We start from the raw sequence: 25,950 nt of genomic DNA, 5'->3' as shown, positions 1-25,950 counted from the left end.
CCCACCGGGCCGCCGGACAGTTTCTGTTATGCACCGGTGCGGCGCGCGTCTCCTTGGTACTGGCCCGGAGAAGAACCAGGAGACAGTTCGATGGAGCAGCCCACCACAGACCGTTCGCTCAGCCGTCGCGGGATGCTGAAGCTCGCCGGCGCGGCCGGTGCCGGCGCCGGTGCGATCGGGGCGGCCACGGGGACCGCGTCAGCCGTGCCGACGGCCCCTAAGGGCGGGTTCGCCCACCCGGCGCTGCTGCACACACAGGCCGACTTCGACCGGATGGCCGAGAAGGTCAAGGCGGGTGCGCAGCCCTGGACGGACGGCTGGAAGCGGCTGCTGAGCAGCCGGGACTCGGCGACCGACTACCAGCCACGGCCCGTCGCGACCGTCATTCGCGGTGGCGAGGGCGCGAACTTCCACCTGCTGTTCCGGGACGCCGCCGCGGCCTACCAGAACGCCCTGCGCTGGAAGATCACCGGGGACGCCGGACACGGGGACAAGGCGCGGGACATCCTCAACGCCTGGTCGGCCACCCTCAAGGAGCTCGGCGGGAACGCCGACCGGTACCTGTTGGCGGGCATCCAGGGGTATCAGCTGGCCAACGCCGGCGAGATCATGCGCGACTACGACGGATTCGACCTCGGCCGGTTCCAGTCCATGCTGGTCGACATCTTCTACCCGATGAACGACCGCTTCCTGGTCAACCACAACGACGCCGTCCCCAGCAACTACCGGGCCAACTGGGAACTGTGCACCCTGGCGTCCATCATCGCCATCGGCGGGCTCACCGAGGACCAGGCCAAGATCGACCGAGCGGTGGAGTACTTCAAGAACGGTGACGGCAACGGCTGTGTCAAGCGGGCCGTCCCCGTCCTGCACGAGGAGGCGGACGGCGTCGTCCTCGGGCAGTGGGAGGAGAGCGGCCGGGACCAGGAGCACACCATGGCCGGTGTCGGCTGGATGGGCGCGCTCTGCGAGATGGCCTGGAACCTGGGCGAGGATCTGTACGGGTACGACGACAACCGGTTCATGAAGGGCTGTGAGTACGTCGCCCGCTACAACCTCGGCAAGGACGTTCCCTACACCGCGTACTCACGCCGCATGGGCCGGCGCCTACCGGGCCAGCGCGGAGCCCTGCACACCGAACCGGAGATCAGCGAGCAGGGCCGGGGCAGCACCCGCCCCATCTGGGCCCTGATCCACAACCACTACGCGGTGCGCCGCGGGCTGGTCGTACCGAACATCACGGCCTACAAGGACAAGCTCACGCCCGAGGACGGCGGCGGGCTCCGCGGCGGGGCCGGCTGGAGCTACGACCACCTCGGCTACGGCACGCTGACCTACACCCGGGACCCGGAGGACGTCGGCGCGACCGCGCCGGGCGCCGCACGCGAAACCAGGACGGCGGACGATGCCTCGGGCAGCGCGGCAGGCGGCGGGACGCGCCCGCAGGGCGGCGCCCCCCACGATCTGGCCGCCACCGGGGCGGACGGCGTCCTGGCCTGGTCCGCCGCCGGGGCCTCGGCTCTCCTCGGAGGTCTGCTCCTGCTGCGCCGTCGCGGGCGCGGAGCGAACACGCCCGGATCCGACGCGTGATCGGCGGCGCCTGAGCCAGGCTGGGCGGACTGCCTCGGCGGCCTCGCCCACGGACTCGACGTCGAATGGCAGCCTAGCCCCCGGGTCAAAGACCTGGGGGTGGCCGACGGGCCTTCGGAGGTGTCAGCATCCATGTGCTTCGCGCGTCGCCGGAGATGCGTGATTGCGGATGCGTGCGTGCGCCGGCCTCCCTTCGAGACGCACAACGCCGGCGTCCTGCTCGCCTTCGAGACCCGGGAGCGGTACGTATCTGGAGCGGGTGACGAGAATCGAACTCGTGCTCTCAGCTTGGGAAGCGACGGCGCTTGCGCGCCCGATGCGCCCACGCTCGTTCCCGATGACGTGGGCCGGCCCGCAGGCCGCTGCCGCCGCGTCCATCAGCCCGAGCGGGGAGTACCGACTCGACGCCGCCGTCGGCCTCGCCGGTCCACCACGCCCTGGCCGGGAAGAACGGCTCGTGCACCACTCCTCGGTGCCGGGGCGTGGACCCCTTCTCCCGCCGCGTCGTCGGCTGGCCAGCGGCCGCTTCGCAGGAGACCCGGCTCGTCCCGGACGCCCCGGAGATGACACTGTGGCAGCGGGGTCGGGGCCAACGCCCGTACCAGACTGGGGAGTTGATCCATCACTCCGATGCCGGGGCGCAATACACATCGTTCGCGCCGGCCGAGCACCTGGACCAGGCAGGAATCGCCGCGTCGATCGGCTCGGTCGGCGACGCCTTCGACTGCCACCGCCAACCGCACGGTGAGAGGGGCACGTCCCACCCGCCGAATACGAGACCGACTGTTACCACGAAGCCACGAAACCCCAGGTCCCACTTGCCTGGAGCGCACTCCACGCGGCTAGCGGAGTCCATGAAGTACACGCAGCTCGGACGCACGGGACTCAAGGTAAGCCGACTCGTCCTCGGCACCATGAACTTCGGTCCGCATACCGACGAGGCCGACAGCCACGCGATCATGGACGCGGCGCTGGACGCGGGCATCAACTTCTTGGACACGGCGAACGTGTACGGCTGGGGCGAGAACAAGGGCCTACCGAGGGAGTGTTCAATGATCGGCGGATCCGATGATCAAGGAGACTGCGCTGACGGCCGCCTCTCGCGCGAGCTCACGCGTGGCCACATGATCGACTTCCGTCAGCAGGAGGGGGACATGACCAGCAGGCCGGCCGCCATGATCGCCTCGTTCGCCGCGCCGTGCTCCGGGTGCGTCGAGTCGAGAGCGGCCAGGAGACCGGACGTGTCCGCGATGACGATGATCACTCGCCAGTTCCGGAGTCCGTGTCTCGGCGGACCGCGTCGGCGAGCGCGTCACGGACCTCGGCCTTGGGCGGCGTACGACTCGCCCCCTCGAAGGCCCGCGAGAACAACGGCTCGTCACAGACGCGGTTCGCCATGGGCGCGAGATGGATCCCCTGGCGGATGATCTCGGCCTCGCATATCCCCGGACTTTGGCCCGCCCCCCTTGAATCCGCGCAGGTCAGCAGTGCTGCAACCACCCAGCGGGCGGCCATCGCCCTCCGGCTCCGGAACCGGTTCGTGCAGTGAAGGGTGCCGCCGACAGGGCGCCGAGGTTTCCTCAGTGGATGTGGGATCCGCCGTTGACGTCGTAGGTCGCACCGGTGAGGTAGCCCGACTCGGGACGGGCCAGGAAGGCGATGACGTCGGCCACGTCCTCGACACCGCCGATGCGGCGTACCGGAACGTCCGCGATCATGGCTGCCCTGCGCTCCTCGTCGAGTTTCCCCTGCGTGATGTCGGTGTCGATCAGGCCAGGGGCGACGGAGTTGACCGTGACCCCGGACGGGCCGACTTCGCGGGCGAGGGCCCGGGCGAAGCCCAGGAGGGCGGCCTTGGCCGCCGAGTAGGCCACTCCCCCGAACACTCCGCCCCCGCGCTCGGCCGAGACGGACGACAGGAAGACGATGCGGCCGAAGCCGCGCTCCGCCATCCCGGGAGCCACGCGGTGGGTGACCAGGAAGCTCCCGCGGACGTTGACCTCGAAGATCCGGTCCCATTCCGTGGGCGTGACGTCGAGGAAGCGGGTCGGGGAGGTGATCGCCGCGTTGTTGACGAGGGCGCCGATCGGCGGGAGTACCGCTTCGGTCTGCCCGATCGCGGCGTCGACCGCGTCGGCGTCGGTGACGTCCGCCGCGAGGCCGAGGGCTTGTACCCCGTGCCGGGCGGTGACCTCCCGGGCGGTGTCCTCGGCCGCCTCCTTGTCCAGGTCGAGGACGGCTATGTGATAGCCGGCGGCGGCCAGGGCGTGCGCGGTGGCGCGTCCGATGCCTCGCAGGGAGCCCGCGCCGGTGACGACGGCGGTGCGAGGGGTGTGGTCGGGGACCATGGAGTTCTCCTGATGAGTGGGGGGGGTGGGGTGGGCCTGGGTGTCGGGCGCGGGGCTCAGAGTTCTCGGCGGACGCGCTCCTTGATCGCCGCGACGGAGAGGCCGTAACGGTCGTGGAGGGTGGGCAGTGCGCCCGCGGCGAGGAAGGCGTCGGGCAGTCCGATCGGGACGATGCGTGCCGTCTGCTGCGCGAAGGCCAGGCAGGAAGCCACGGACTCGGCGAGACCTCCGACGACACTGTGGTTCTCAAGGGTCACCACCAGGCGTCCCCTGGCGGTCTCCCGCAGCACCGTCTCGCGGTCGAACGGCTTGATCGTCGGCACGTGGAGGACGGCGACATCCACATGGTCGCGTTCGAGTTCCCGGGCCGCGGTCAGGGCTCGTACCGTCATCAGGCCGGTGGAGATGAACAGCACGTCACGTCCACCGCGCAGCTGCGCCGCCTTTCCGACCTCGAACCGGTAGTCGTACTCGTCCAGGACGGTGGGTACGGCTCCGCGCAGCAGCCGCATATAGGTCGGGCCGGGGTGGGCGGCCAGTGCCGGGACGGCCTGTTCGATGTCGACGGAGTCCGCGGGGTCCACGATCGTCAGACCGGGCATGCCGCGCAGGATGGCCAGGTCCTCGGTCGCCTGGTGGCTGGGGCCGTAGCCGGTGGTCAGGCCGGGCAGGGCGCCGACGACGTTGACGTTCAGCTGCGGCTCGGCGATGTCGAGGCACAGGAAGTCGTAGGCGCGGCGGGTGGCGAAGACGGAGTAGGTGGAGGCGAACGGGGTCAGGCCCACCTCGGCCAGGCCCGCGGCCGCGCCCAGCATCACCTGTTCCGCCATGCCCATCTGGAAGAAGCGGTCGGGGTGGGCCTCGCGGAAGACGTGCATGTCGGTGTACTTGGCCAGGTCCGCGGAGAGTCCGACCACGTCGGGGCGTTCGTCGGCGAGCCGGGCCAGCGCGTGTCCGAAGGGGGCCTTGGTGGTGCGCTGGCCCTCTTCGGCGATCGAGGCGATCATCGCGGAGGTGGTGAGCTTGCGCTGCGGGGCCCCGGTCGGCGTGGCTGCGGCCTGAGTCGACACTGAGGTGTTCATCGAACGGGTCCCTCTCCCTGGGTGATTGCACGGTCCGAGCCGGATCCCGGCAGGTGACGCTGCGTCAACTCATCGCGGGCCAGTTGCCATTCGTGTTCCTCGACGCGCATGAAGTGCGCCTTCTCCCGCGTCTCCAGCATCGGTACGCCGCACCCGATCCGGGTGTCGCAGATGAGCACGGCCGGTGATCCGCGGTGCCCGCGCAGGCTGTCGAAGGCCGCGAGAAGCGCGTCGATGTCGTTGCCGTCCACGCGGATCGCGTGCCAGCCGAACGCCTCCCACTTGGCCGTCACCGGTTCGGTGCGCAGCACGCCCCGGGTCGGGCCGTCCGCCTGGAGGGCGTTGACGTCGACGACGGCGGTGACGTTGTCCAGCCCGTGGTGAGCGCAGGCGAGCGCCGCCTCCCAGGTGGAGCCCTCGTCCAGTTCACCGTCGGAGAGCAGGTTGTACACGTGCGCGTCGCTGCCCTGGTGGCGCAGGCCGAGTGCCATGCCGGTGGCCACGCCCAGGCCGTGTCCCAGGGAGCCTCCGGAGATCTCCATGCCGGGTGTGTAGGAAGCCATGCCCGACATGGGCAGGCGCGAGTCGTCACTTCCGTAGGTGGCGAGTTCGTCTACGTCCAGCACACCGGCCTCGGCGAGCGCCGCGTAGAGGGCGATGGCGTAGTGGCCGATCGACAGCAGGAACCTGTCGCGCTGGGGCCAGTCGGGTTCGCCGGGACGGTGGTTGAGGACGTCCTTGTAGACGACGGCCAGGATGTCGGCCACGCCCAGCGCCTGTCCGATGTAGCCCTGGCCCTGGGTCTCCCCCATGTCCAGCGCGTGCATACGGATGCGGTAGGCGGAGTCCTTCAGGGCGGCGGCGCGGCGGGTGAACGACATCCGTGCTTCGGGCGCCTGAGTGGACATCACGTGATCCTCATCTCTTGGTCAGTGGGCGGCGGGCAGGGCGGGTTCGGCGGAGGTGGTCACGGCCAGGCCGGCTTCGCGGCGCTCCTTCACACCCCACGTCTCGCGCGTCAGCAACGCCGCCACGAGGCCCAGCAGCCCGTAGAAACTGAAGAGAACCGCGGGCCCGGTCCACCCGGTGGCCGAATAGAGCGCGGTGGCGATCAGGGGAGTGAACCCGGAGACCACCGCGGAGAGTTGGTAGGCCAGGGAGGTTCCGGCGGTTCGGGTCTTGGTCGCGAACAACTCGCAGAACCAGGCCCCTTGGACACCGGCCAGCGAGTTCTGGCAGACGGCGTAACTGATCACGAAGGCGATCAGAATGAGGGCCGCGGCTTCGGTGTTGACGAGCAGGAAGAGCGGGATGCCCCATGCGGCGCTCACCGCACAGCCCAGCAGGTAGACCGGGCGGCGACCGACCTGGTCCGACAGACGGCCCCAGAGCGTCGTGGCGGCGATGCCGATGGCGGCGGCGGTCACCAGGGCGGTGAGGCTGGTGGTACCCGAGACGTCGGGGGCGTCGCCGTCGTCCAGGTAGGACAGGACGAAGGTGACCGAGACGGCGTACCCCGCGGTCTCCGTGATCCGCAGGCAGAAGGCCCGCAGCACGTTGCGCCAGTCCTCCCGGATCACCACCAGCAGCGGGTTCTTGACCACCTCTCCGGACTCCTTGAGCGCCTCGAACTGGGGCGACTCGTCGATCTTCAACCGGATGAAGATGCCGACGGCGATCAGGACCGCACTGAGCAGGAACGGCACGCGCCAGGCCCAGTTGTCGTCCAGGGTGTGCCGGCTGAGCAGGAAGGCGAGGTTGGCGAGGAGCAGCCCCACCGGGAAGCCGGCCTGCGTGATGCCGGTGTACAGGCCACGCCGTCGCCGCGGGGCGTGTTCGAAGGTCATCAGGATGGCGCCGCCCCACTCTGCGCCGAAGGCGAGCCCCTGGATGACGCGGACGACCACCAGCAGGATGGGCGCCCAGATGCCGACCATCTGGTAGGTGGGCAGGCAGCCGATCAGCACGGTCGCGATGCCCATCAGCAGCAGGGATCCGACCAGTACGGGTTTGCGGCCGACGCGGTCTCCGAGATGACCGGCGACGATGCCGCCCAGCGGCCGTGCCGCGAAGCCGATCCCCAGGGTCGCGAAGGACAGCAGGGTGGCTGACAGCGGGTCGGAGTCCGGGAAGAACACGTCCCCGAAATAGAGGGCGGCGGCGGTTCCGAAGCCGATGAAGTCGTACGTCTCGATGGTCGCGCCCACGCCGCACCCGATGGCGACTCTCAGGCGTTCGGGCGACCCGTGCGCCGCCTGCTGCGGTGCCTTGGACTCAGCCATGCCGATCCTCCTTGATCGTGGGCGGGTCAGCCGTCCCGGGCTGCCCTGGCTGTCGACTGTTAACAGTCGAGAGTTGATGCTGAGCCCGACGGCAAGACGTGTCAACCCGTGCTGCGGGGATCAGTGCAGAATCTGCCGACTGTCAACAGATGACCGCCGGTCGGGCTAAAATGACCGCTCGTGGAGTCAAAGGAGGGTTCGACCGTGGCCGGTCAGGCGCTGCCCAGTCTCACCCGCTCGAAGACGCTCCGGGAGCGCGCGCTCGTGGCCCTGCGGACGGCCATCACCACCGGCCAGTACCGCCCCGGCGACCACCTCGGAGAAGTCGAGATCGCCGAGCACCTGTCGGTGAGCCGCGGCACGGTGCGGGAAGCCCTGCGCCATCTCCAGCAGGAGGGGCTCGTCACCGCGGGAGCCCGCGGCATGCTGCGCGTGTCCCAGCTGACGCCGACCGAGGTGCGGGAACTCTTCCAGGTCCGGGAGGCGCTGGAGGGGCTGGCGGTGGCGCAGATCATCGCGTCACCGCGCAGGCAGGAAGCGGCCAAAGCCCTGCGCCAGGCCCTGGAAAAGCTCCACGACGCCTTCGAATCGGGCGCTGACCTGGCGGCGAAGGTCGAAGCCGATCTAGGCTTCCACCTCCTGCTGTGCGAGCTGTCCGGCAACTCCATGCTGGTCAAGACGTGGCGACACCTGGAAGGCCCGATCCGGGTGACCGTGATCAGCGCCGGCAAAGAGCAAAGCCGCCTCCCCATGTCCGCCGCCCGGCACGAGCCGATCGTCGACGCCATCGAACGCGACGACGAAGCCGGCGCGCTGGAGGTACTGCGGGGGCACATGGCTCTCGCCAGTTGCCAGTTGGCCGACCCCGACGATCAAACCTGACCAGGAGGACGCCCGGGGCAGGCCGGCTCACCAACATGCGCGGGGGTCCACGTGTGAGCCTCGGATCCGGCATGTGCAGTCGCGACGGACGATGCAGGACAAGGTCATGCAGCCCGCCCAAGCCCCATCGCATCCCAAGCTGATTACGACCTGGTCGCCCAGGCCGACCGCAAGCCGATCCGCTTCGACGGCACCTCACTGACCGGCGCCGACATCCGCTCCCGGAGCCGCGTCATGATGGGCGAGGCGCTCCGCCCACCGGAGGCACCGCACGTTGACTTGGATGCCGCCTGCAGGAGAACGGTCGTACTCCGCCGGTGCCGGTGTCGGGGTCGGTGAGGAGCGCGTCGGTGAGGTACGGCGGGCGCAGGCGGGAGTCGCCGCCGCGGTGCACGGACAGGTGCACGTCCTCGGGGAGCGCGGCGCGCAGCCCGTCCTCGAACGACACCGTGCGCACCGCCGGGACGTAGGCGCTGCCGCCGCCCTGGAGGTAGGGCGCCACGGCGTTGGGGCCGATCAGGGCGACGCTGCGGATGCCCTGCGGCGCGAGCGGCAGCAGGTCGGCCTCGTCGCGCAGCAGCACCATGCCGCGGGCGGCGACCTCGCGAATGAGACGGAACTCGTCCTCTCCGGGGCCCGCCGGGGCGGTCGGCGGCGCCGGGGTCTGTCCGGGCTCGCCCAGGCGACCGGTGTGGTGGGCCAGGCGCAGCAGCCGCAGCACCTTGTCGTCGATGAGCCGTTCGTCGACCTCGCCCGCGCGGACGGCCTCCGCGAGGGGGCGGCCCCACAGGGGCTCGGGTCCGGGCATCGCCAGGTCGAGTCCGCCGACCGCCGAGGCCACGGTCGAGTTGGTGGCCGCCCAGTCGCTGACCACGGGCCCGGAGAATCCCCACTCCTCCTTCAGCACCTCGCGCAGCAGCCGGGCGTTCTCGGTCATCGGCGCCGACTCGGTGCCGTCATCGACGCCCGAGTAGGCGGCCATCACGCTCCACGGCCCGGCCTCGGCGAGGACCTGCTCGAACGGGGCCAGGTAGACCTCGCGCAGCGTGCGCTCGTCCAGCCGGGAGCGGTAGCGGGTGCGGTCGGTCTCGGAGTCGTTGGCCACGAAGTGCTTCAGACACGCGCCCACGCCCCGGCTCTGCAGACCGCGTACGAGGGCGGCGGCCAGGGTGCCGGTGAGCAGCGGGTCCTCGGAGAAGTACTCGAAGTGCCGTCCGGCGACCGGGGTGCGCTGCAGGTTCACCACCGGACCGAGGACGACGTCGACGCCCTTGCGGCGTGCCTCCGTCGCGAACAGGCTCCCCAGCCGGTCGGCGAGTTCGGTGTCCCAGGTGGCCGCGAGTGCGCTCGGGGCGGGGGCCAGCAGGCCGGTGGCGCCGGGCTCCTCACCGGTGCCGCGCACTCCCTGCGGGCCGTCGGACATCGTCACCGAAGACAGGCCGAGGCGTGGCTCGGCGGGGAGTCTCCACACGTTCGCGCCCGTCAACAGCTGGAGCTTGGACTCGAGATCCAGGGCCCGGACGCGGGCGGACAGCTCGGTGTCATCAGGGAGGGCAGGGCGGCTCATGCTCGTCCTTCCAGGCCGCGATGCGGCACGAAGCGGGCGGAACGGGAGCAGGAAAGCACACTTACTAAGTACTTAGTAAGTCCTTGTGCGTAAGTTCTTTCTCAGGTTTGATCGAGGAGTGACCACTGATCGACAGCCCCGTAGACTCCGCACGATGAGCGAGAGCACGCCGAACGGGGAGCGGCAGCCCCGCACAGGGAAGAGCCTCAAGGCCCAGCAGCGACGGCAGGAAATCCTGCGGATCGCCATGGACACCTTCGCCGCACGCGGCTACAACAACGCCTCGCTGCAGGAGATCGCCGACCGCGCCGGCGTCACCCAGGCCGGCGTCCTGCACTACTTCCGCTCCAAGGCCCAGCTGCTCACCAGCGTCCTGGACCTGCGCGACGCCACCGACATCGAACAGCTCGGCCCCGACCGCCCCCAGGGCCTGGCCTTCCTGCGTCACCTCGTCGACACCGTCCGCCGCAACACCGAACGCGAAGGCATCGTCCGGCTGTACGCCGTGCTGTCGGCGGAGAGCGTCACCGAGGGCCACCCCGCCCAGGACTTCTTCCGCGACCGCTACGCCGGCCTGCGCACCATGGTCACCGAAGCCCTCGTCGAGGCCTCCGAACTCGGCGAGACACGGGCTGATCTCGACGTCGAAGAGGCGGCGACGGCGATCGTCGCCGTCATGGACGGCCTCCAGATCCAGTGGCTGCTCGCGCCGGACTCCGTCGACATGACCGCCTCCACGGACCGTGTCATCACGGCGCTCCTGGCGGACCTCACCCGCAAACCCGCCTGACGCCCGCCAGCCCGCCAGCCCGCCAGCCCGCCAGCCCGCCAGCCATCGAAGTTCGGGCCCGTCCGGCCGTCGTCTCAGTCGAAGAACCTGGCGTCCGTGAAAGCCGCGACCTTGTCCGTGCCGCCTTCGAGCACCCACCACTTCGACGGTCCCGTGCTGCCGCCTTGGTCATCTTCGGGGGACCAGCTGAACACGACCTCGGCGCGCCCGTCCCGGTCGAAGTCCCGCACACCCGCGAAGAGAGCCGGTCGTACGGAGGCGCGCACCTCTTCGCCGGCGCCGTCGCGGCGCAGCGTGGCGGACCGGTCCGTCGTCAGCCCCTCCCCACCGCCGCGCAGGATCTTGACACCGCCCTCGAAGAAGATCAGCAGCTCGTCGCGACCGTCGTCATCGAGGTCCTCGGTGGCGTACTCGCCGGTCGTGCCCGGCTTGAGGCGCTTGTCCGGGCGGTCGCCGCCGTAGTAAACGGTGACGGTGTCGTGGACTGCGGGGTCCTGGGCGTCGGCTCCCGGCTCTCCGTTGCGGGTGCCGTTGTCGCCGACGGCTATGTCGCCCTTGCCGTCGCCGTCGAAGTCACCGAACGCCACGGCGCTGCCGGTCCGCAGGTACGGTGCCCGCGCCGCGAACCCACCTGGCCCGTCCCCGCCGTGCAGGAGCACGGCCGGTTCCTGCTCGTCGTCCCCCTGGGGCGAGGCGACGAGGTCGGTGGCACGGTCGCCGTCCGCGTCGCCCGCGGTGAGCGAGAACGGGGCGTCCTCGTAACCGAGCCCGGCCTCGGCGACGGGGTTCGGGCGGGCGGCACCCGTACGCCGGGGCTTCCCTTCACGGGTGAACGGCCCGTACAGCACACGGAGTCGGTACGTCTCGGCGAACTTCTTCCCCACGGCCTCGGTCACGGCGAGATCCTGCCGACCGTCGCCGTCGAAGTCGCCCGGCACGCCTCCCAGCTCCGCGGCAGGCACTTTGTCGCGCGGCCCGGCGGGACTGCCCCAGAGGACGTGCCCTCCGGCCAGGATGTCCGCGTAGCCGTCGCCGTCGAGGTCGGCGGTGGGGACTGCCCCCGGGGCCAGGTACGGGGGAAGGCGGCTGTCGTCGGGCTTGATGACGGTACGGATGGTCGGGTCGAGTCCCCGCGCGGAGCCGTAGACCACGCCGAGGTAGACGGACCGCTCGTCGTCCGCGTCGGCACTTCCCGCGCCGATGGCTGGTGCCGCGAAGACCAGGTCGGCGTAGCCGTCCCCGTTCACGTCGTCGGCGGCTCGGCTGCCGCCGCCGCGCGGCACGGGGACGGACGCCGACGGCGTGGTCACCGGATCCAGCGAGGGGGTGGCGGCCGGGTCCGTCGAGGAGGAGCCGGATCCGATCACGGGGCGTAGGGCCAGGGCGGCGACAAAGAGGAGCACGCACACGGCGACCGCCACATTGACCTTGACCATGTTCCGGTTCTCGTTCAAGTTCCCCCGCTCCTGGCTCTCCATGGCCCCGGACTGTGGCCGCGCAGTCTACTTTCCGCCCTCGGCCCCGCGTCAGCTGACGAGTTCCGCCTGAGGTGGGTTCGCTCCGGGGAGCGAGCAGGTCAGGGCGGCGACGTGGGGGTGGCGGCCGGGGCACCGAACGCACTGGTCGCACAAGGCCCTTCCGCGTGAGCGATGCGTGAGCCGAAGGTGCGACACAAGCCGTCAGAAGGCGTATCGCCCTCCTCGCTGTGTTGCGCGGGTAGGGGTGCAGGGTCGTCGTTGTAGTGCTTCGCATGCTCCGCCCGCACCAGGTCGTCGAGGCCGGCGGCGACCTCCCGTTGCCGCTCGCCGTCGAAGTGCTGATACATCAGCGCGGCCTTCTCGGAGGACTGGCCTTCGAAGGAACCACAGTCATGGGGTCCACGGAGATCCCCAAGGGGCCGCACCACTGCCGAACGCTTGGTCGGCACCGCCGCCAGGATCTCCGCCCGACAGCCCCTGTCAGGACCAAACCCCAGCCCGGCCCAAGAAGCGACGCCGCGTCTTCCTGTGGATCTTCCTCGCCCACGAAACGCCAAATGCCTGAAATGACCGAGATGCGCACCAGATGTAGCATGAAAGCGGGTCGGCACAACTCACGTGCGACCGGCCCGGAAGGGCGACCCCGGTGTGTATACGCCGGGGTCGTTGGCGCACCATGGCCGGGCGGGAGTTCGTGGTCGTCGTGGTCGTCGCACCGTTCGAGGTCCGCCATGACGTGCCTAGCGGGTCGGGCCCGGACTGCCCGGACTGGTCCTGAGCGGCCGGGAACCGGAGCCGGTCAGCGCGCCGTATTCCGGGGGGAGCCGGTCAGCGCGCCGTATTCCAGGGGGAGCCGGTCGGCGCGCCGTATTCCGGGGGGAGCCGGTCAGCGCGCCGTATTCCGGGGGGAGCCGGTCAGCGCGCCGTATTCCGGGGGGAGCCGGTCAGCGCGCCGTATTCCAGGGGGAGCGCCGGATGGAGCGGGCCACCAGGTAGACCAGATCGGCGACGAAAAGCAGTAGGCCGACGGACACCAGTCCTCGGCCGGAGAGCCCCGGCGGGAACGGGGGGAAGAGTTCCGCCGGGGGCAGTCGATGCCGGCCTCGGGCCGCCCGTCCCCCTACTTGGGTATCTTGACCGGGCCGAGCGCGGTCATGAGGAGGAGCTTCGCGAAGTCGGCAGAGGTCCTGAAGTGGATGTCCTCCCACTCCCTGCCGCCATTGCGGGGGATGGAGATCATCTGCCTCAGCGGCTGCGGGTCGGTGTAGTTCGACTTCTTGCGGGTCTCGCCCAGCACCTTGTTGAAGCGGGCGCTGAACTCACCCCACCGGTTCTGCATCGACACGTAGTGGCCGGGCATGGAACCCCCCGCGTGGCTCGCCTGGCTGCGGGCCATGAGGTCGGCGATGGGACGGAAGCGAGTGGCCTCCGATATGGCCTGGGTCATCATCAGGAACGCGCGGGCCTGATCCGAACGGCTCCTGCGGTCGGCCCGGATCAGCGTCTCCACCGCGTTGTTCCAGGCCTCCAGGCCGTAGTGGATGTGGCCGCGGTCACCACTCACACCCGTCGCGGCCTCTATCTCCCCGTAGCTCTCCCCGAAGGTTGCCGACACTCCGTCCCGCTCGTTGTCCCGGCCGTTGACCGGCGGCTGCCTCTGGCCCCGGTCCACGGAGACGTACTGGTCGCGCTCGCCGGAGTTGCGCCACCAGCCCACGAGGTACACGTTGCTGGCGCGCAGCCGCAACCGCACCGACCGGTTGTTGTGCGGCGCCACGACCCTGACGGTGAGGTAGCGCTCCGGGTGGCCGGCGCCCGAAGTGTGGTCGACGTTGTACGACGTACCCGGGACATCGGAGGTGCCCGGGCCTTGGCCCACGTGCTGACGGATCGCTCTGATGAAAGCGGCGTAGCTGGTGGTGTCGCCGATCTTCCAGGTAGCGATGGGCTCGCCGTCGTTGACCGCGCTCGCGGTCGACACCATGCCGAGGGGACCGAGCAGGGTGGCGCACACCGCCAGGACGACCGTGGTCACGATCGATCCGACGGTGGCCCTGCGCGTGCGTCGTCGTGGCGCTCTCTTCGTCCGCCGGCGCGGTTCCCGTTCGGGTACCGCCAGGAGCTCTGACTGGGACATCGCTCTGTTCTCCAAGTGACTCGGGGTGCCGGTGTCCCGGCCTGCCAGAACCCGACGTTCGCAACCGGCGCGTTGTTTGACACGTCCCTTTTGTCACGCCAATCAATTCCGCGGGCAGCAAGGGATTGATTGACGCCATACGCGATGCCGCCTGTCTGTCGCCTCGGGTTCATCCGGACGCAACGACATGCCCCATATGGCCGTCTCTCCTGATATCACCTGATGTCGCTTTCAGTACGTGTGTGGAGGTATGCAACCGTGGGGCGTCCCGAAAGACCTCTGGACCCCGAGGCCGGTCCCGTTCAGCGGCTGGCCCATGAGCTCCGGGAGCTGCGCCGGAGCGCCGGGACGCCGTCGTACCGGACCATGGCCGGGACCGCGGGCTTCTCCGCGTCCACGCTGTCGCTGGCGGCGGCCGGCGAGCGGCTGCCGTCCCTCGCCGTCGTCCAGGGTTTTGTACTCGCCTGCGGTGGTGACCCCGCTGCGTGGGAAACCCGCTGGAAGGACGCCGAGGCGGTGGCGGCGGGGACGGCCCGCGAGGAGGACCAGGACGCGCCGCCGCCGTACCGGGGCCTCGCCCGGTTCGAGCCGGCCGACCAAGGGCTGTTCTTCGGCCGGGACCGGCTGGTGGAGGAACTGCTGGAACTGGTGTGCGGGCACCGGTTCGCCGCGGTGTTCGGCGCGTCCGGCAGCGGGAAGTCCTCACTGCTGCGGGCCGGGCTGATCCCCCGCCTGCGGGAGAGGGTCGCGGACCGGGGCCGCCCGGCGGTGCTGCGGATATTGACTCCCGGGGACCGGCCCGCCACCACGCACGCCCGTCTGCTGGCCCCGACCGCGGACGAGCCGGAGAGCTGGGTGGTGGTAGACCAGTTCGAGGAGGTCTTCACCCTGTGCCGGGACCGGGCCGAACGGACCCGGTTCATCGAGCTGCTGCTCGCTGCCTGCCGTCCCGACAGCCGGCTGCGGGTCCTCATCGCCGTACGGGCCGACTTCTACCCGCGCTGCGGTGAGCACCGTGGGCTGGCGGACGCGCTGTGCGGCGCCGGGCTGCTGGTGGGGCCGATGACGGCGGACGAGTTGCGGGAGACGGTCGTCGGACCGGCGCAGCAGGCCGGGCTCCTGGTGGAGCGCGAGCTGACCGCGCGGATCGTGGAGGAGGTCCTGGACGAGCCGGGCGGACTGCCGATGCTTTCGCACGCCCTGTTCGAGACCTGGCGGCGCCGCAAGGGCCGGATGCTGACCCTCTCCGCGTACCGGGCGGCGGGCGGGGTGCGCGGCGGTATCGCGTCGAGCGCCGAGGAGGTGTACGGGCAGCTGACCGAACCCCAGGCGGCGGCCGCCCGACGGCTGCTGCTGCGGATGGTCGAGCCGGGACAGGGCACCCCCGACACCCGGCGCCCGCTGTCCCGGGCCGAGCGGGAGGAGTGGGCGTGCCCCGATGTGCCGGCGGTGGTCGAGCGGCTGGCCCGCGCCCGGCTGCTGACCGTCGACGAGGAGGGCGTCCAGCTCGCCCACGAAGCGCTCATCAGCTCCTGGCCACGGCTGCGGGGCTGGGTCGAGGAGGACCGCGAGCGGCTGCGCCACCACCGTGGGCTGACCGAGGCCGTCCGCGTCTGGCTGGAGCACGACCGCGACCCCGGCAGCCTGTACCGGGGCACCCGGCTGGCCCGGGTGGAGGGACTGTTTCCCGACCCCGGGAGCGACCGCTCGCTGACCGAGCCGGAACGTGAGTTCCTCGTCGCCGCTCTGGAGGCCCGCGCGGCGGAACGCCGGGCCGCCGCGCGCTCGGCCCGTCGGGCGCGGGCCGCGGTGGGCGCGCTGTCGGCCGTCCTGGTGGTGGCGCTGGTCGCCGGCCTGGCCGCCTGGACGCAAGCCGGGGACAACCAGCGCCGTCGCACCCACGACGCGGCCCGCCGTATCGCGGCCGTCGCCGACTCGCTGCGCACGACCGACCCGCGCACCGCACAACTGCTGGGCGTCGCCGCCTGGCGGGTGGCCGAGCTGCCGGAGACCCGGCGGGCGCTGCTGGGCTCGCTCGGCCAGCCCGACCTGGACACCTTCAGCGATCCGGCACCCGGTGCCGAAGTCCGTCGTTTGACGGACTCCGGCCGCACGCTGCTCAGCGTCGAGGGCCGGACCTGGCGGACCTGGGACGTGGCACGGCACCGGCGGGTCGCCTCGGGACGGCTGCCGGAGGGCGGCGGGGTGGTCGGGGTGAGACCGGACGGGCGGCAGCTGGTGATCGAGGGGGACGACAGGGTACGGCTGTGGGACATGACGGCCGGACGATGGTCCGGTGACCCGCTGCCGGGATGGTCGTACGTGGACATCACCGAGCGCGACTACGTCGTGAGGAACGCGGACCGCACGCGGCTCCAGGTGCGTTCGACTGCCGACGGGACGCTGCGGTGGGAGACGGAGTGGGACGGCAGGGCGACGGTGGCGCCGAGCGCGGACGGCCGGCTGGTCGCGTTCTGTCCCGCCGGAGGCGGTCCAGTGCGGGTGTGGGACCTGACGGACCGGCGCACGGTGCACGGACGCTGGGAACACGTGGGCGGCATCTGCGGCAAGGAGGGGTCACAGCTGACGCTCGGCGGCGAGCGAAGCGAGATGGGGGCCTCCCCGGCCGGAGGCTGGGGGAGGCTCGCCGCCGTGAACGGCAGCGGTGTACGCGTCTGGGACATCGGGTCCGGGAAACAGCTGGCCGACCTGCCCGCCCCGGGGCTGTGGTACGCCGCCTTCAGCGGGGACGAGAACTTCCTGGCCACCACGGACGGGACGGAGCTCCGGGTGTGGCGGCTGGGCGTCGAAGCCCCTGTGTTCCGCTACTCCCTCAATGGACGGCATCTGTACGGGGAGCTGGGCTGGGACCCCACGAGGCCGGTGCTGCGCTACCTGGAGGGCGACACCGTCCACTCCCTGGACCTGACGCAGGCCGTGACGTCCGCCTGGCGGTCCGAGCCGCTGGACAAGGTGCTGATCGGCCCGGACGGCCGTACCTTCGCCACCGCCCGCCGCACCGGCGACGGCTACCGCTTCGAGCTGCGCGACACCCGCGACGGACACCTGCTGCGGACCCTGCCGGCCATGCCGCTGCCCGTCTCCCGCGACACCTCGCGGCCGGTGCGGCCGGAGGAGACGTCCCCGCTCCTGGCGTTCGACCCCGACGGCAAGGCACTGGCGTACGGCGTCACGGCGTACGGCGGTGAGACGTCCCCGCAGCCTCTGACGGTCTGGGACGTCGCCGGGGGCCGGGTGCGTACGACCCTGCGCCCGGGGACGGGGGAGACGGCGGGTGCGGTGGTCACCGTCGCCCTCGGCCCGGGGGCCCGCACGCTCCACCTCACCCGCACGGTCGCCTTCGGTGAGCTGAGCAACGAGACCTGGGACACCGTCCGCCGCCGCCGTACGGCCGTCGGCGCGGCCCTGTCCAGCCTCCATCTCGCCGTCCGCCCCGACGGCCGGCTCCTGGTCGGCGACAACCGCTCCATGCATCTCCCGGACGGCAAGGTGGCGGCACGGAACCTGGTCCAGGGCGACGAGATCGGTGCCCTCGCCTTCGCGCCGGACGGTTCGCGGCTGGCGGCGGGCGACCAGACGGGCCGGGTGGCGCTGTGGGACGGGAATCTGCGCCAGCGGGCGGGTGTCCTGCCGAACGTCTTCCCCGGCGTCCCGGAGGATCACGTCGACGCGATCACCGAAGACGCCTCCGAGGCCGTCAGCGCCCTCGCCGTCAGCCCGGACGGCCGCACGCTGGCGGTGGGCGGCGAGGCGGGAAGCATCCAGTTGTGGGACATCGCCACCCAGCAACCGCTCGGCGGCCCGATCACCACACCGGGCGAGGCGATCGACACGCTGGCCTTCGCCGCGGGCGGTTCCGCGGTGTACGCGGGAAGCGCGCACGTGCCCCTCCAGCGCTACACGATCGAGCCGTCGAAGGCGGTGGAGTCGGTGTGCGCGCGGACGGGAGCGGCGGGTCTGACGCGTGCGCAGTGGCGGACGTACGTGCCCGACGTGCCGTACCGCCGGGTGTGCGGTGACTGACCCGCCGGGCCCCGGCCACCCGCTCCGGCCGACCTGCCGCGGCGGCGACGTCCGTGAGCCGCGCGGCCACACCCGCGGCGGTGGAGGCCGCCTGGGAGGTTCCCGGCGCAGTGCACCCACGAGATTGTTTTCCCTGATGACTGGGAGTGCTGAACAACACCCCAGGTGACACGTTCGGCGGCAGATCCAGCCGCGTCGGCAGCAACAACGCGTCAGAGGTACGCCGACGCCGAGAGACGTCAGGAGTGGCCGTGCTTGTGCAACGCCGTGCCTCAACAGGTGGCGCATCCTCAACGCAGTTCCAGCGGAAAATGCTCCGGCGCTGGGCGCCCCTCGTCGCGTGCTCTCTGGCACCCCTCGTCCTCCTCACGTCCGGCCAGGCCTCGGCGGCGACGACTTTCGCCTGCCTCAGCGACACCGGGGCCGTGCAGGCGGCCGACAAGAGGACCCATCCGTTCCACATCCACAGCAGCTGGGTCACGAAGGCCGTACCGCGTCAGCAGGCCAGGAAGACCTGGGAGGACTGGGTGTGGCGCGGGCCGATCGAACGGTGCTCGTGGAGCGCCGCGCAGAACTGCACGTACAACAAGTCCATCAGCAAGACGACGTCGTACGAGTGGTCGATCGGGCTGACCCTCGGAGGCGACGCGAAGAAGGAGCCGTTCACCAGGATGGCGAGCCTCGTCGGGGGGTTCGGCCGGAGCAGCTCCACCTCGATCACCTACACGTCCGGGACCTGGTACAAGCCGGGCCAGTTCGCCCAGCCCATCAGCGTGGTCGAGCGCCGGTGGCGAAGCGGTGACTTCGTCGGCGCCATGGTGCGCACTCCGACCGACTACTGCTCGGGCAAGGTCAGGTCGTACACGTACGACCCCAACAAGAGGTGGGGCTACTGGGCGGACAACATCAAGGTGCGGGACTACGGGACCTTCCACATCTACTGGTGAGCCGCTGACTTCCTGAACGGCGAGGCCTTGGCCTTGGCTCTGGCCTTGGCCTTGGCCCTGGCTCAGCGGACCTAGCCCCTGGGCGGGCTCCGTGCCGGACTCGGCCGGCGCGGGACACGGGCGGCCACCAGCGGACCCCTTTGGCCCTGATGACCGCGCCGCGTCAGTGGTCGTGTGGGGCGATCGCGCGCAGGAAGGCGTGAGCGGTCACGGGTGCGAACGCGGGAAAGCGAACTGGCCAGTTCCATTGACGTACCCCTGACCGACCTCTATCTTCTGCTCGAACTTGCGAACAATGTTCGATTTTTCGAACCGGCCGTCAAAGGAGACAGCCCGTGTTGCGCATCCGTCTCCGGCGTACTTCCGAGTCGGCTCCTCCGCCGGCCGTCTCCGCCGTCTTCGTCACCCGGCCCGCCACCGCAGGGCCTCCGGTCGCTGCCAGGCCCACGCGGAAACCCAGGTTCGGCGGTCGCTGACCGGCATGACGTGGCGTCCCATGTCGCGCGGGGAACCAGCCCTGCCCCGACGGTACGGAGGCCGGGCCTCACCCTCGACCTCACCCGCACCTGATCACTGCACCCCACAAAGACAGGACCCAATATGCCCGCGGTTCTCTCCCGGCTGGCGGCGATATTCGTCGCCGCCTGCCTGCTCTTCACCGCCCAGGTCGTGACCACACCTCAACGGGCCGCCGCCGCCGATCCGGGTTACCTGATGACGCACTTCATCGGGGAGGGGTCGACCGGTCAGCAGATGTACTTCTCGTACAGCGCGGACGGTCTGAACTGGACCGACCTCAACGGTGGGGGGATGACCCTGCGCTCCACCGTGGGCACGCGAGGGGTGCGTGACCCCGCTCTGGTCCGCTCGCCCGACGGCAGCAAGTACTGGATCATCGCGACCGACCTGTGCATCGACTGCGGGCAGTCGTGGGGCGACGCCATCAACAACGGCAGCCGCAGCCTTGTGGTGTGGGAGTCCACGGACCTGGTCACCTGGTCCGCACCGTGGCTGCTCAACGTCGCCGATGCGATCCCCGACGGCCGCAACGCCTGGGCGCCGGAGGCGATCTGGGACCCGGCCAGCAACGCCTACGTCCTGTACTGGGCGACGAACAAGCCCCTCAACGGCGCGACGAAGCACCGCATCTACTACGCCCGCACCAGCGACTTCCGCTCCATCACCACCCCGCAGATCTACATCGAGCGGCCCGGCACCCAGGAAATCATCGACACCCAGATCGTCGAGGTGCCGAGCGGCGTCGGCAACTACCGCTACGTACGCGCCTCCGGCGACGGCCAGATCACGATCGAGGGCAGCAACTCGATCCTCGGCACCTGGACCAACCTCGGCAACCTCTCCGGCATCGGCCTGACCGGCTCCCAGGTCGAGGGCCCGATGTGGATGAAGTTCCGTGACCGCAACGAGTGGACCCTCTACCTCGACCAGTACGCGGCCGGAAAGGGATACATGCCGGTCACGACGACCAACCCGTCCACCATCGGCACCTACAAGCTCCCGACGTCGGGCACCTACTCCATGGGCGGCACCAAGAAGCGCCACGGCTCGATCCTGAACCTGACGGCCGCCGAGGACGCCCGGATCCAGGCGCGCTGGGCCAACGTCCCGGGCAAGCGGCTGCAGTCCTTCAACTTCCAGGACCGCTACGTCCGGCACGCCAACTTCGACGTGCGCATCGACCAGAACGTCACCAACGACGACGCCAAGTTCCGGACGCGGCCCGGCCTCGCCGGCACCGGCACCGTCTCCTTCGAGTCGGTCAACTTCCCCGGGCACTACCTGCGCCACGACGGATCCGACTTCCAGCTCGTCCACAACGACGGCACCAGCCAGTTCGCCGCCGACGCCACCTTCCGGCAGGTCGCCGGACTCGCCAACTCGACCTGGTCCTCGTTCCAGTCGTACAACCACCCCGACCGGTACATCCGCCACTACGCGTTCCAGCTGAAGCTCGAAACGATCACCAACGCGACGGGGCGGAGTGACGCCACCTTCCGTCTGACGAGCTGACCCGACCGGGATGCCGGCGCCCTCGGGCGACGCCCCGGCAGGGGGGCGTCGCCCCCCTGCCGCCCGCCCGTGATCGGGAAAGGGCGCCGGCATCCCACCCCGCGAGCGCAACGCGACACCAGATGTAATCCCGGCGGGACGCGGCACCTCGGCCGAGGTGCCGCGTCCCGCTCCTCAGGCATGTCTTCTTCAGGGGATGTGAACCATGCACAGCGTGAGACCTCAGGGCCTTCGGAGATTCCGGCCGGGCGCTCCTGCCCGGGCGGGGGCCGTCGTGGCCGTCGCCTCACTCCTCATGGGCCTGGCCGGCCCGGCGGCCCCCGCCCAAGCGGCGGAGATCACCGACGGCCTCGCTCTCTGGTACAAACTCGACGCTGCCTCGGGCACCGTGGCGGTGGACTCCTCGGGCAACGGCAGGAACGGTACCGTCAACGGCACCGCGGGCTGGTCGGGCAACGGACAGGGGCTGACGTTCAACGGATCCGACACCTACGTCAAGGTGCCGGACAACATCATGAGCGGCATGAACTCGATCACCGTCTCGATGGACGTGCAGATCGACGCCACCCAGGCCACGCCGTACTTCCTCTACGGCTTCGGCAACACCGCGAGCAGCGGCGCCGGCAACGGGTACCTGTTCACCACCGGCAACTCGTTCAGGGCCGCGATCGCCTCCGGGAACTCGTCCACCGAGCAGAACACCCAGACCTCCGCCGCGCTGCAGCGCTCGGTCTGGAAGCACGTCACCTACACCCAGACCGGCACCACGGGCGTCCTCTACGAGGACGGCGTGGAGAAGGCCCGCAACACGTCGGTCACCCTCACCCCCGGTTCCATCGGGTCCGGCATCACCACGGCCAACTACATCGGCAAGTCGGTCTACAGCAGTGACAAGCTCTTCAAGGGCAAGATCCGGGACTTCCGGGTCTACGACCGCGCGCTGGCACCCGCCGAGGTTCTCGACATCAGCGGAAACACCACGGGCATCGGCGCGGCCACCCACCCCAGGCTGAAGATCGACGCCATCGTCGACGACGCCAACAGCAAGATCACCCTCCCGCTGACCGAGGGCACCGACCTCACCACGCTCGCCCCGCGGTTCACCATCGCCCAGGGCGCGTCCATCAGCCCCGCCTCCGGCACCCCGCGCGACTTCACCCAGCCCGTGACGTACGAGGTGACCGACTCCGACGGCGGGAAACGCACCTGGACGGTCGAGGCGCTGATCATGAAGAGCCCGGTCCTGCCGGGGCTCACCGCCGACCCGAACATCGTCCGGTTCGGCGACACCTTCTACATGTACCCGACCACCGACGGCTTCGCGGGATGGAGCGGCACGCAGTTCAAGGCGTACTCCTCCAAGGACCTGGTCCACTGGACGGACCACGGCGTCATCCTGGACCTCGGACCCGACGTCAGCTGGGCCGACGCCCGCGCCTGGGCCCCGACGGCGACCGAGAAGAACGGCAAGTACTACTTCTACTACTCCGCCGACACGAACATCGGCGTCGCGGTCTCCGACTCGCCCACCGGCCCGTTCAAGGACCCCCTGGGCAAGCCGCTGATCGCCCGCGGTGCCTTCACCGGCCAGATGATCGACCCGGCGGTCTTCACCGACGACGACGGCAAGCACTACCTCTACTGGGGCAACGGCCGGGCGTACGTCGTGCCGCTGAACGACGACATGGTCTCCTTCGACGCCTCGAAGGTCACCAACATCACCCCCAGCGGCTACAACGAGGGCACCTTCGTCATCAAGCGCGCCGGCACCTACTACTTCATGTGGTCGGAGAACGACACCCGGGACGAGAACTACCGCGTCGCCTACGCCACCGGCTCCTCACCCACCGGGCCCTGGACCAAGCGAGGAGTGATCCTGGAGAAGCGCCTGGACCTGGGCATCAAGGGGCCCGGCCACCACTCCGTGGTGCAGGTGCCGGGCACCGACGACTGGTACATCGCCTACCACCGTTTCGCCATCCCCGGCGGCGACGGCACCCATCGCGAAACCACCGTCGACAAGTTGGAGTTCGACTCCGCCGGCCTGATCAAGAAGGTCGTCCCCACCCTGAGCAGCATCGACCCGGTCTCCGTCGGCGCCACCCTGCCGACGCACACCAACCGCTCGCTCCAGTCGGTCAACTTCCCCGGCCGCTACGCCGCCGTCCGCTCCGACAACCTCGCCTACCTGGACCCGGTCACCGCCTCCAGCACCCCGACGGTCAAGCAGAGCGCCACCTTCACCATCGTCCCCGGCCTGGCCGACCCCACCTGCTACTCGTTCCGCGACGCGTCCGGCCGCTACCTGCGCCACAAGGACTACCGAATCCGCCTCGACGCGAGCAACGGCACGGCCGTCTTCACCAAGGACGCCACCTTCTGCGCCCGGCCGGGTTCCGTCACCGGCTCGGTCGGCCTGGAGTCGTTCAACTACCCCGGCCGCTTCCTCCGCCACTACAACTACGAGCTGCGCATCGACCCCTTCCAGGACACCGCCACGTTCCGCGCCGACAGTTCCTTCAAGGCGGTCAATCCCTGGGCCTGACCGCTCCCCTGACGCGGCAGAAGGGCGGCACCCCCAGCTGGGGGTGCCGCCCTGGCGTTCCGTCCGCCCGGGCAGCTGAGGCCGCGGCTGGACGCCTCGCCGCCGATTGCCCCGAGCGGCTTCGGCCCAGGGGGCGGTACTCAGGCGGTGCGTCGGGCGCGGTGGCGGGCTTCCCGGAGCCGTACCTTCGAGGGGAGGCGGTCCAGGCCGGCCGCGTCCCGCGCGTGTGCGAGCGTTTCCCGGCTCAGTCGCCCCAGGGTCAGCGCTGGATCGGCATGGGGCTCCAGCATCAGCCGTACGCGTGCGGTGGGAGCGGTACGTCGGCCCGCCAGCCGTACCTGGGCCCGCGAGACCCCGTCCAGGGCTTGCGCCTCCTGCTCGATGACGTCCTCCAGGGTGCGGCCGTTGAGCCGGGCCGCCTCGCCGTCCTCGCTGTCGACGAGGACCTGGCCCAGGCGGTGTCCGCGTTGTGCGAGGAGCCACCACAGCAGCAGGACCAGCAGCACGGCGAGCACCGCGATGACGGTCGGCCACCACCAGCCCTCCTCCCGCCACCGGGTGCGTCCCTCGACGCCCAGCACCACGTCGGCCGGCCCGCGGAAGGGCCACCAGCCCGGCATTGCGAAGTCCCAGTGGCGCTGCAGGTCAAGCCCGCCCAGCAGTACGCCGCCGCCCAGGGCGAACAGTCCGAGGCCGAGAAGCCCCAGCAGCACCCGGTTCACCGTCTTGAGCATCAGGATCGCCTCAGTCCTTCTTCGGGCGCCGGACGCGCACGGTCAGCACGGGGCGCCGGGCGAGACGCAAGGACGTCATGGTTTCCCCGAGCGTGGCTTCCAGGTCTTTGCGGACCTCCCCGAGTTCACGGAAATGTGCCCGCGCCCGGGCCTTGACCTTGCGGCGGCCGACAGCGACCCGCACCGACCGGACACCGGGTACCCGCATGGCCCGGTCACGCAGAATCAGGGCGACCGCGCGTCGGTCGAGCCCGGCGCGGACCTCCTCCGTCCGGGGGATACCGGTGGGCCGGCGCATGGGGAGCAGCCTGCGCAGCCCCGGCGTCACCGCCAGGAGGAAGAGCCACAGGCCGAGGGCCATCGCCACGGCGGCCCCGACGATCATCCAGGTGTCGTCCAGGGGCCGTGTGGCCAGTTCGTCGGCGAGCCGCCGTCGCCAGCTCATCGCGGTCCGGCCTGCCCGCACCGCGACCACGTCGTACAGGAGCAGTCCGACGGCCACGGCCGACACCAGGGCCACCAGGGCCGCGGGGAGCCGTCGCGCCGACCAGAAACGGCGTGGCGGCCGGCCTGCTCCGTCCTCCGCCGCCGTCCCATCCGCGACTGCTCCGTCTTCCGCCCCCGTCCCATCCGCGACTGCTCCGGGCCCCGCCGCCGTCCCGTCCGCGCCCGTCTCCTCGTCCGGCCCAGGACTGCCGTCGGCGGATGCAGCCGTCGATCCATGGGCAGGCGGAGCGTGCGGTCCGGAGTCGGTGGGAGGGCCGCTGTCGCCGGTCGGCTGCCGCCAGGGGTTCGTGCTCATCTCACCCTCTCCATGCCCGAGGGCCGCCCCGAATGCGCCGAGTGCAGCCTCTCGACCGACACCACCAGGTCGGACACCTCCATGCCGGCCCAGGTCCTGAGCCGCTCGGTGACCTCCCGGCGCACCGCGGCGCACTGTTCGCCGATGGCGGACGGATAGCCGAGTTCGACGGTGATGTGCACCTGTGCCTCGCCGAGCACCGCCTGCCGTCCCGCGGCGGGTTCGATGTCCCGCCCCTCGGTGTCCCGTCCCCGGGTGTCCCGCTCCGGGGCCCGTCGCACGTATGCGGTCACGTGCGGTGTCCGGCGGTCGGGTGGTACGTGGCCGGTCGACTCGGTGAACCGGCTCAGCACCTCGCGCGCGACCCGGGCAGCGGTCTTCGCCACGACCCGGTCGGCGACGGTGATCGCGCCGCGCTCCCTGCGGGGGACGCCTGGACGCGGGCCTGCCTCACCGGTCACCGTCGCCAGTCTTCCCGAGCCCGTCGCCGGTCATCGCTGATCCGCTCCTGCCGGTCCCGGCGGCGGACGAAGTCGCCCGGTTCGAGATCACCTTCCATGAACCGCCCGACCACGAGACCGACGACGCCCAGCCCCAGGACCAGCAGGAACGCCCAGAAGTCACCGAAATACGCGGCGAAACCAAGCGCCATACCGGCAATCAAGCCCACCACGGCCCTGCTCATCACGCG

At 70.6% G+C, this 25,950-nt stretch carries 19 protein-coding genes and 3 pseudogenes; 8 read left to right on the top strand and 14 right to left on the bottom strand.

Annotation, left to right across the window (positions count from 1 at the left end; genetic code table 11):
• Nucleotides 1-90: 90 nt before the first annotated feature.
• Nucleotides 91-1,590 carry an alginate lyase family protein gene (locus tag ACFY9I_RS37260; protein WP_391010358.1) on the top strand — a complete coding sequence of 500 codons (1,500 nt, stop codon included), beginning with the start codon at nucleotides 91-93 and terminating at the stop codon, nucleotides 1,588-1,590.
• 854 nt (nucleotides 1,591-2,444) lie between these two features.
• Nucleotides 2,445-2,636, top strand: a pseudogene (locus tag ACFY9I_RS37255) (aldo/keto reductase); the annotation flags it as partial.
• Between the two features lie 33 nt (nucleotides 2,637-2,669).
• Here the strand turns inward: ACFY9I_RS37255 and ACFY9I_RS37250 are convergent.
• The 6 genes and pseudogenes from ACFY9I_RS37250 to ACFY9I_RS37225 form a co-directional block, all read right to left on the bottom strand.
• A pseudogene (locus ACFY9I_RS37250) lies at nucleotides 2,670-2,854 on the bottom strand (VapC toxin family PIN domain ribonuclease); the annotation flags it as partial.
• On the bottom strand, nucleotides 2,851-3,105 hold the full coding sequence (locus tag ACFY9I_RS37245) for a hypothetical protein (protein ID WP_391010355.1): 255 nt from the start codon (nucleotides 3,103-3,105) through the stop codon (nucleotides 2,851-2,853). The gene ACFY9I_RS37245 and the pseudogene ACFY9I_RS37250, both read right to left, overlap by 4 nt.
• 65 nt (nucleotides 3,106-3,170) lie before the next feature.
• Nucleotides 3,171-3,938: an SDR family oxidoreductase gene (locus tag ACFY9I_RS37240; RefSeq protein WP_391010352.1), complete on the bottom strand. Its 768-nt coding sequence runs from the start codon at nucleotides 3,936-3,938 to the stop codon at nucleotides 3,171-3,173.
• Between the two features lie 56 nt (nucleotides 3,939-3,994).
• On the bottom strand, nucleotides 3,995-5,020 hold the full coding sequence (locus tag ACFY9I_RS37235) for a transketolase C-terminal domain-containing protein (RefSeq protein ID WP_391010349.1): 1,026 nt from the start codon (nucleotides 5,018-5,020) through the stop codon (nucleotides 3,995-3,997).
• The gene (locus ACFY9I_RS37230) at nucleotides 5,017-5,928 is read right to left on the bottom strand and encodes a transketolase (protein WP_391010346.1); all 912 of its coding nucleotides are present in this window, start codon (nucleotides 5,926-5,928) and stop codon (nucleotides 5,017-5,019) included. The genes ACFY9I_RS37235 and ACFY9I_RS37230 overlap by 4 nt, the downstream gene beginning before the upstream one ends.
• Nucleotides 5,929-5,949: 21 nt before the next feature.
• The gene (locus ACFY9I_RS37225; protein ID WP_391010343.1) at nucleotides 5,950-7,302 is read right to left on the bottom strand and encodes an MFS transporter; all 1,353 of its coding nucleotides are present in this window, start codon (nucleotides 7,300-7,302) and stop codon (nucleotides 5,950-5,952) included.
• A gap of 180 nt (nucleotides 7,303-7,482) precedes the next feature.
• On the opposite strand from ACFY9I_RS37225, the gene ACFY9I_RS37220 reads away from it, so the two are divergent.
• Nucleotides 7,483-8,184 (top strand): FCD domain-containing protein, encoded by a 702-nt coding sequence (locus ACFY9I_RS37220; RefSeq protein ID WP_391010340.1) that lies wholly within the window; start codon nucleotides 7,483-7,485, stop codon nucleotides 8,182-8,184.
• A 232-nt stretch (nucleotides 8,185-8,416) separates the two neighbouring features.
• On the opposite strand, the gene ACFY9I_RS37215 is transcribed toward ACFY9I_RS37220, so the two are convergent.
• Entirely contained in the window at nucleotides 8,417-9,751 is a 1,335-nt protein-coding gene (locus ACFY9I_RS37215) for a glycoside hydrolase family 3 N-terminal domain-containing protein (protein WP_391010337.1), read from the bottom strand.
• A gap of 247 nt (nucleotides 9,752-9,998) precedes the next feature.
• On the opposite strand from ACFY9I_RS37215, the gene ACFY9I_RS37210 reads away from it, so the two are divergent.
• On the top strand, nucleotides 9,999-10,541 hold the full coding sequence (locus ACFY9I_RS37210) for a TetR family transcriptional regulator (RefSeq protein WP_391010388.1): 543 nt from the start codon (nucleotides 9,999-10,001) through the stop codon (nucleotides 10,539-10,541).
• A gap of 74 nt (nucleotides 10,542-10,615) precedes the next feature.
• Here the strand turns inward: ACFY9I_RS37210 and ACFY9I_RS37205 are convergent, their stop codons facing one another.
• The 3 genes and pseudogenes from ACFY9I_RS37205 to ACFY9I_RS37195 all read right to left on the bottom strand — a co-directional run bounded on the left by ACFY9I_RS37205 (nucleotide 10,616) and on the right by ACFY9I_RS37195 (nucleotide 14,054).
• Nucleotides 10,616-11,995, bottom strand: coding sequence for an FG-GAP-like repeat-containing protein (locus tag ACFY9I_RS37205; RefSeq protein WP_391010334.1), 1,380 nt, complete (start codon nucleotides 11,993-11,995; stop codon nucleotides 10,616-10,618).
• 290 nt (nucleotides 11,996-12,285) lie between these two features.
• Nucleotides 12,286-12,393 (bottom strand): annotated as a pseudogene (locus ACFY9I_RS37200) (integrase); the annotation flags it as partial.
• Between the two features lie 746 nt (nucleotides 12,394-13,139).
• On the bottom strand, nucleotides 13,140-14,054 hold the full coding sequence (locus ACFY9I_RS37195) for a ribosome-inactivating family protein (protein ID WP_391010332.1): 915 nt from the start codon (nucleotides 14,052-14,054) through the stop codon (nucleotides 13,140-13,142).
• Nucleotides 14,055-14,414: 360 nt separating this feature from the next.
• Here ACFY9I_RS37195 and ACFY9I_RS37190 point away from each other — a divergent pair, with 360 nt between their 5' ends.
• From ACFY9I_RS37190 to ACFY9I_RS37175, 4 genes are all read left to right on the top strand, one after another.
• Entirely contained in the window at nucleotides 14,415-18,200 is a 3,786-nt protein-coding gene (locus ACFY9I_RS37190; protein WP_391010329.1) for a WD40 repeat domain-containing protein, read from the top strand.
• A gap of 311 nt (nucleotides 18,201-18,511) precedes the next feature.
• Nucleotides 18,512-19,147: a hypothetical protein gene (locus ACFY9I_RS37185; protein WP_391010326.1), complete on the top strand. Its 636-nt coding sequence runs from the start codon at nucleotides 18,512-18,514 to the stop codon at nucleotides 19,145-19,147.
• A gap of 600 nt (nucleotides 19,148-19,747) precedes the next feature.
• Nucleotides 19,748-21,178: an AbfB domain-containing protein gene (locus tag ACFY9I_RS37180; RefSeq protein ID WP_391010323.1), complete on the top strand. Its 1,431-nt coding sequence runs from the start codon at nucleotides 19,748-19,750 to the stop codon at nucleotides 21,176-21,178.
• A 274-nt stretch (nucleotides 21,179-21,452) separates the two neighbouring features.
• Complete coding sequence (locus ACFY9I_RS37175) at nucleotides 21,453-23,723, top strand: family 43 glycosylhydrolase (RefSeq protein ID WP_391010320.1); 2,271 nt, start codon at nucleotides 21,453-21,455, stop codon at nucleotides 23,721-23,723.
• 140 nt (nucleotides 23,724-23,863) lie between these two features.
• Here ACFY9I_RS37175 and amaP read toward each other — a convergent pair whose 3' ends face one another.
• The 4 genes from amaP to ACFY9I_RS37155 are packed head-to-tail and all read right to left on the bottom strand — an operon-like array spanning nucleotide 23,864 to nucleotide 25,944.
• Nucleotides 23,864-24,457, bottom strand: coding sequence for an alkaline shock response membrane anchor protein AmaP (amaP, locus tag ACFY9I_RS37170; protein ID WP_391010317.1), 594 nt, complete (start codon nucleotides 24,455-24,457; stop codon nucleotides 23,864-23,866).
• Between the two features lie 10 nt (nucleotides 24,458-24,467).
• Entirely contained in the window at nucleotides 24,468-25,259 is a 792-nt protein-coding gene (locus tag ACFY9I_RS37165) for a DUF6286 domain-containing protein (protein WP_391010314.1), read from the bottom strand.
• A complete protein-coding gene (locus ACFY9I_RS37160) occupies nucleotides 25,256-25,720 on the bottom strand; it encodes an Asp23/Gls24 family envelope stress response protein (RefSeq protein WP_391010311.1) in 465 nt (154 codons plus the stop codon). Before ACFY9I_RS37160 ends, ACFY9I_RS37165 begins: the two co-directional genes overlap by 4 nt.
• Entirely contained in the window at nucleotides 25,717-25,944 is a 228-nt protein-coding gene (locus tag ACFY9I_RS37155; protein ID WP_230215084.1) for a hypothetical protein, read from the bottom strand. Before ACFY9I_RS37155 ends, ACFY9I_RS37160 begins: the two co-directional genes overlap by 4 nt.
• Nucleotides 25,945-25,950: the final 6 nt, after the last annotated feature.

This window comes from Streptomyces sp. NPDC012510 (genome assembly GCF_042955065.1).
In the GTDB taxonomy this organism is placed as follows: Bacteria; Actinomycetota; Actinomycetes; order Streptomycetales; family Streptomycetaceae; genus Streptomyces.
The sequence above is the reverse complement of the archived record's forward strand: the minus strand, read 5'-3'. Positions and strand labels throughout refer to the sequence as shown.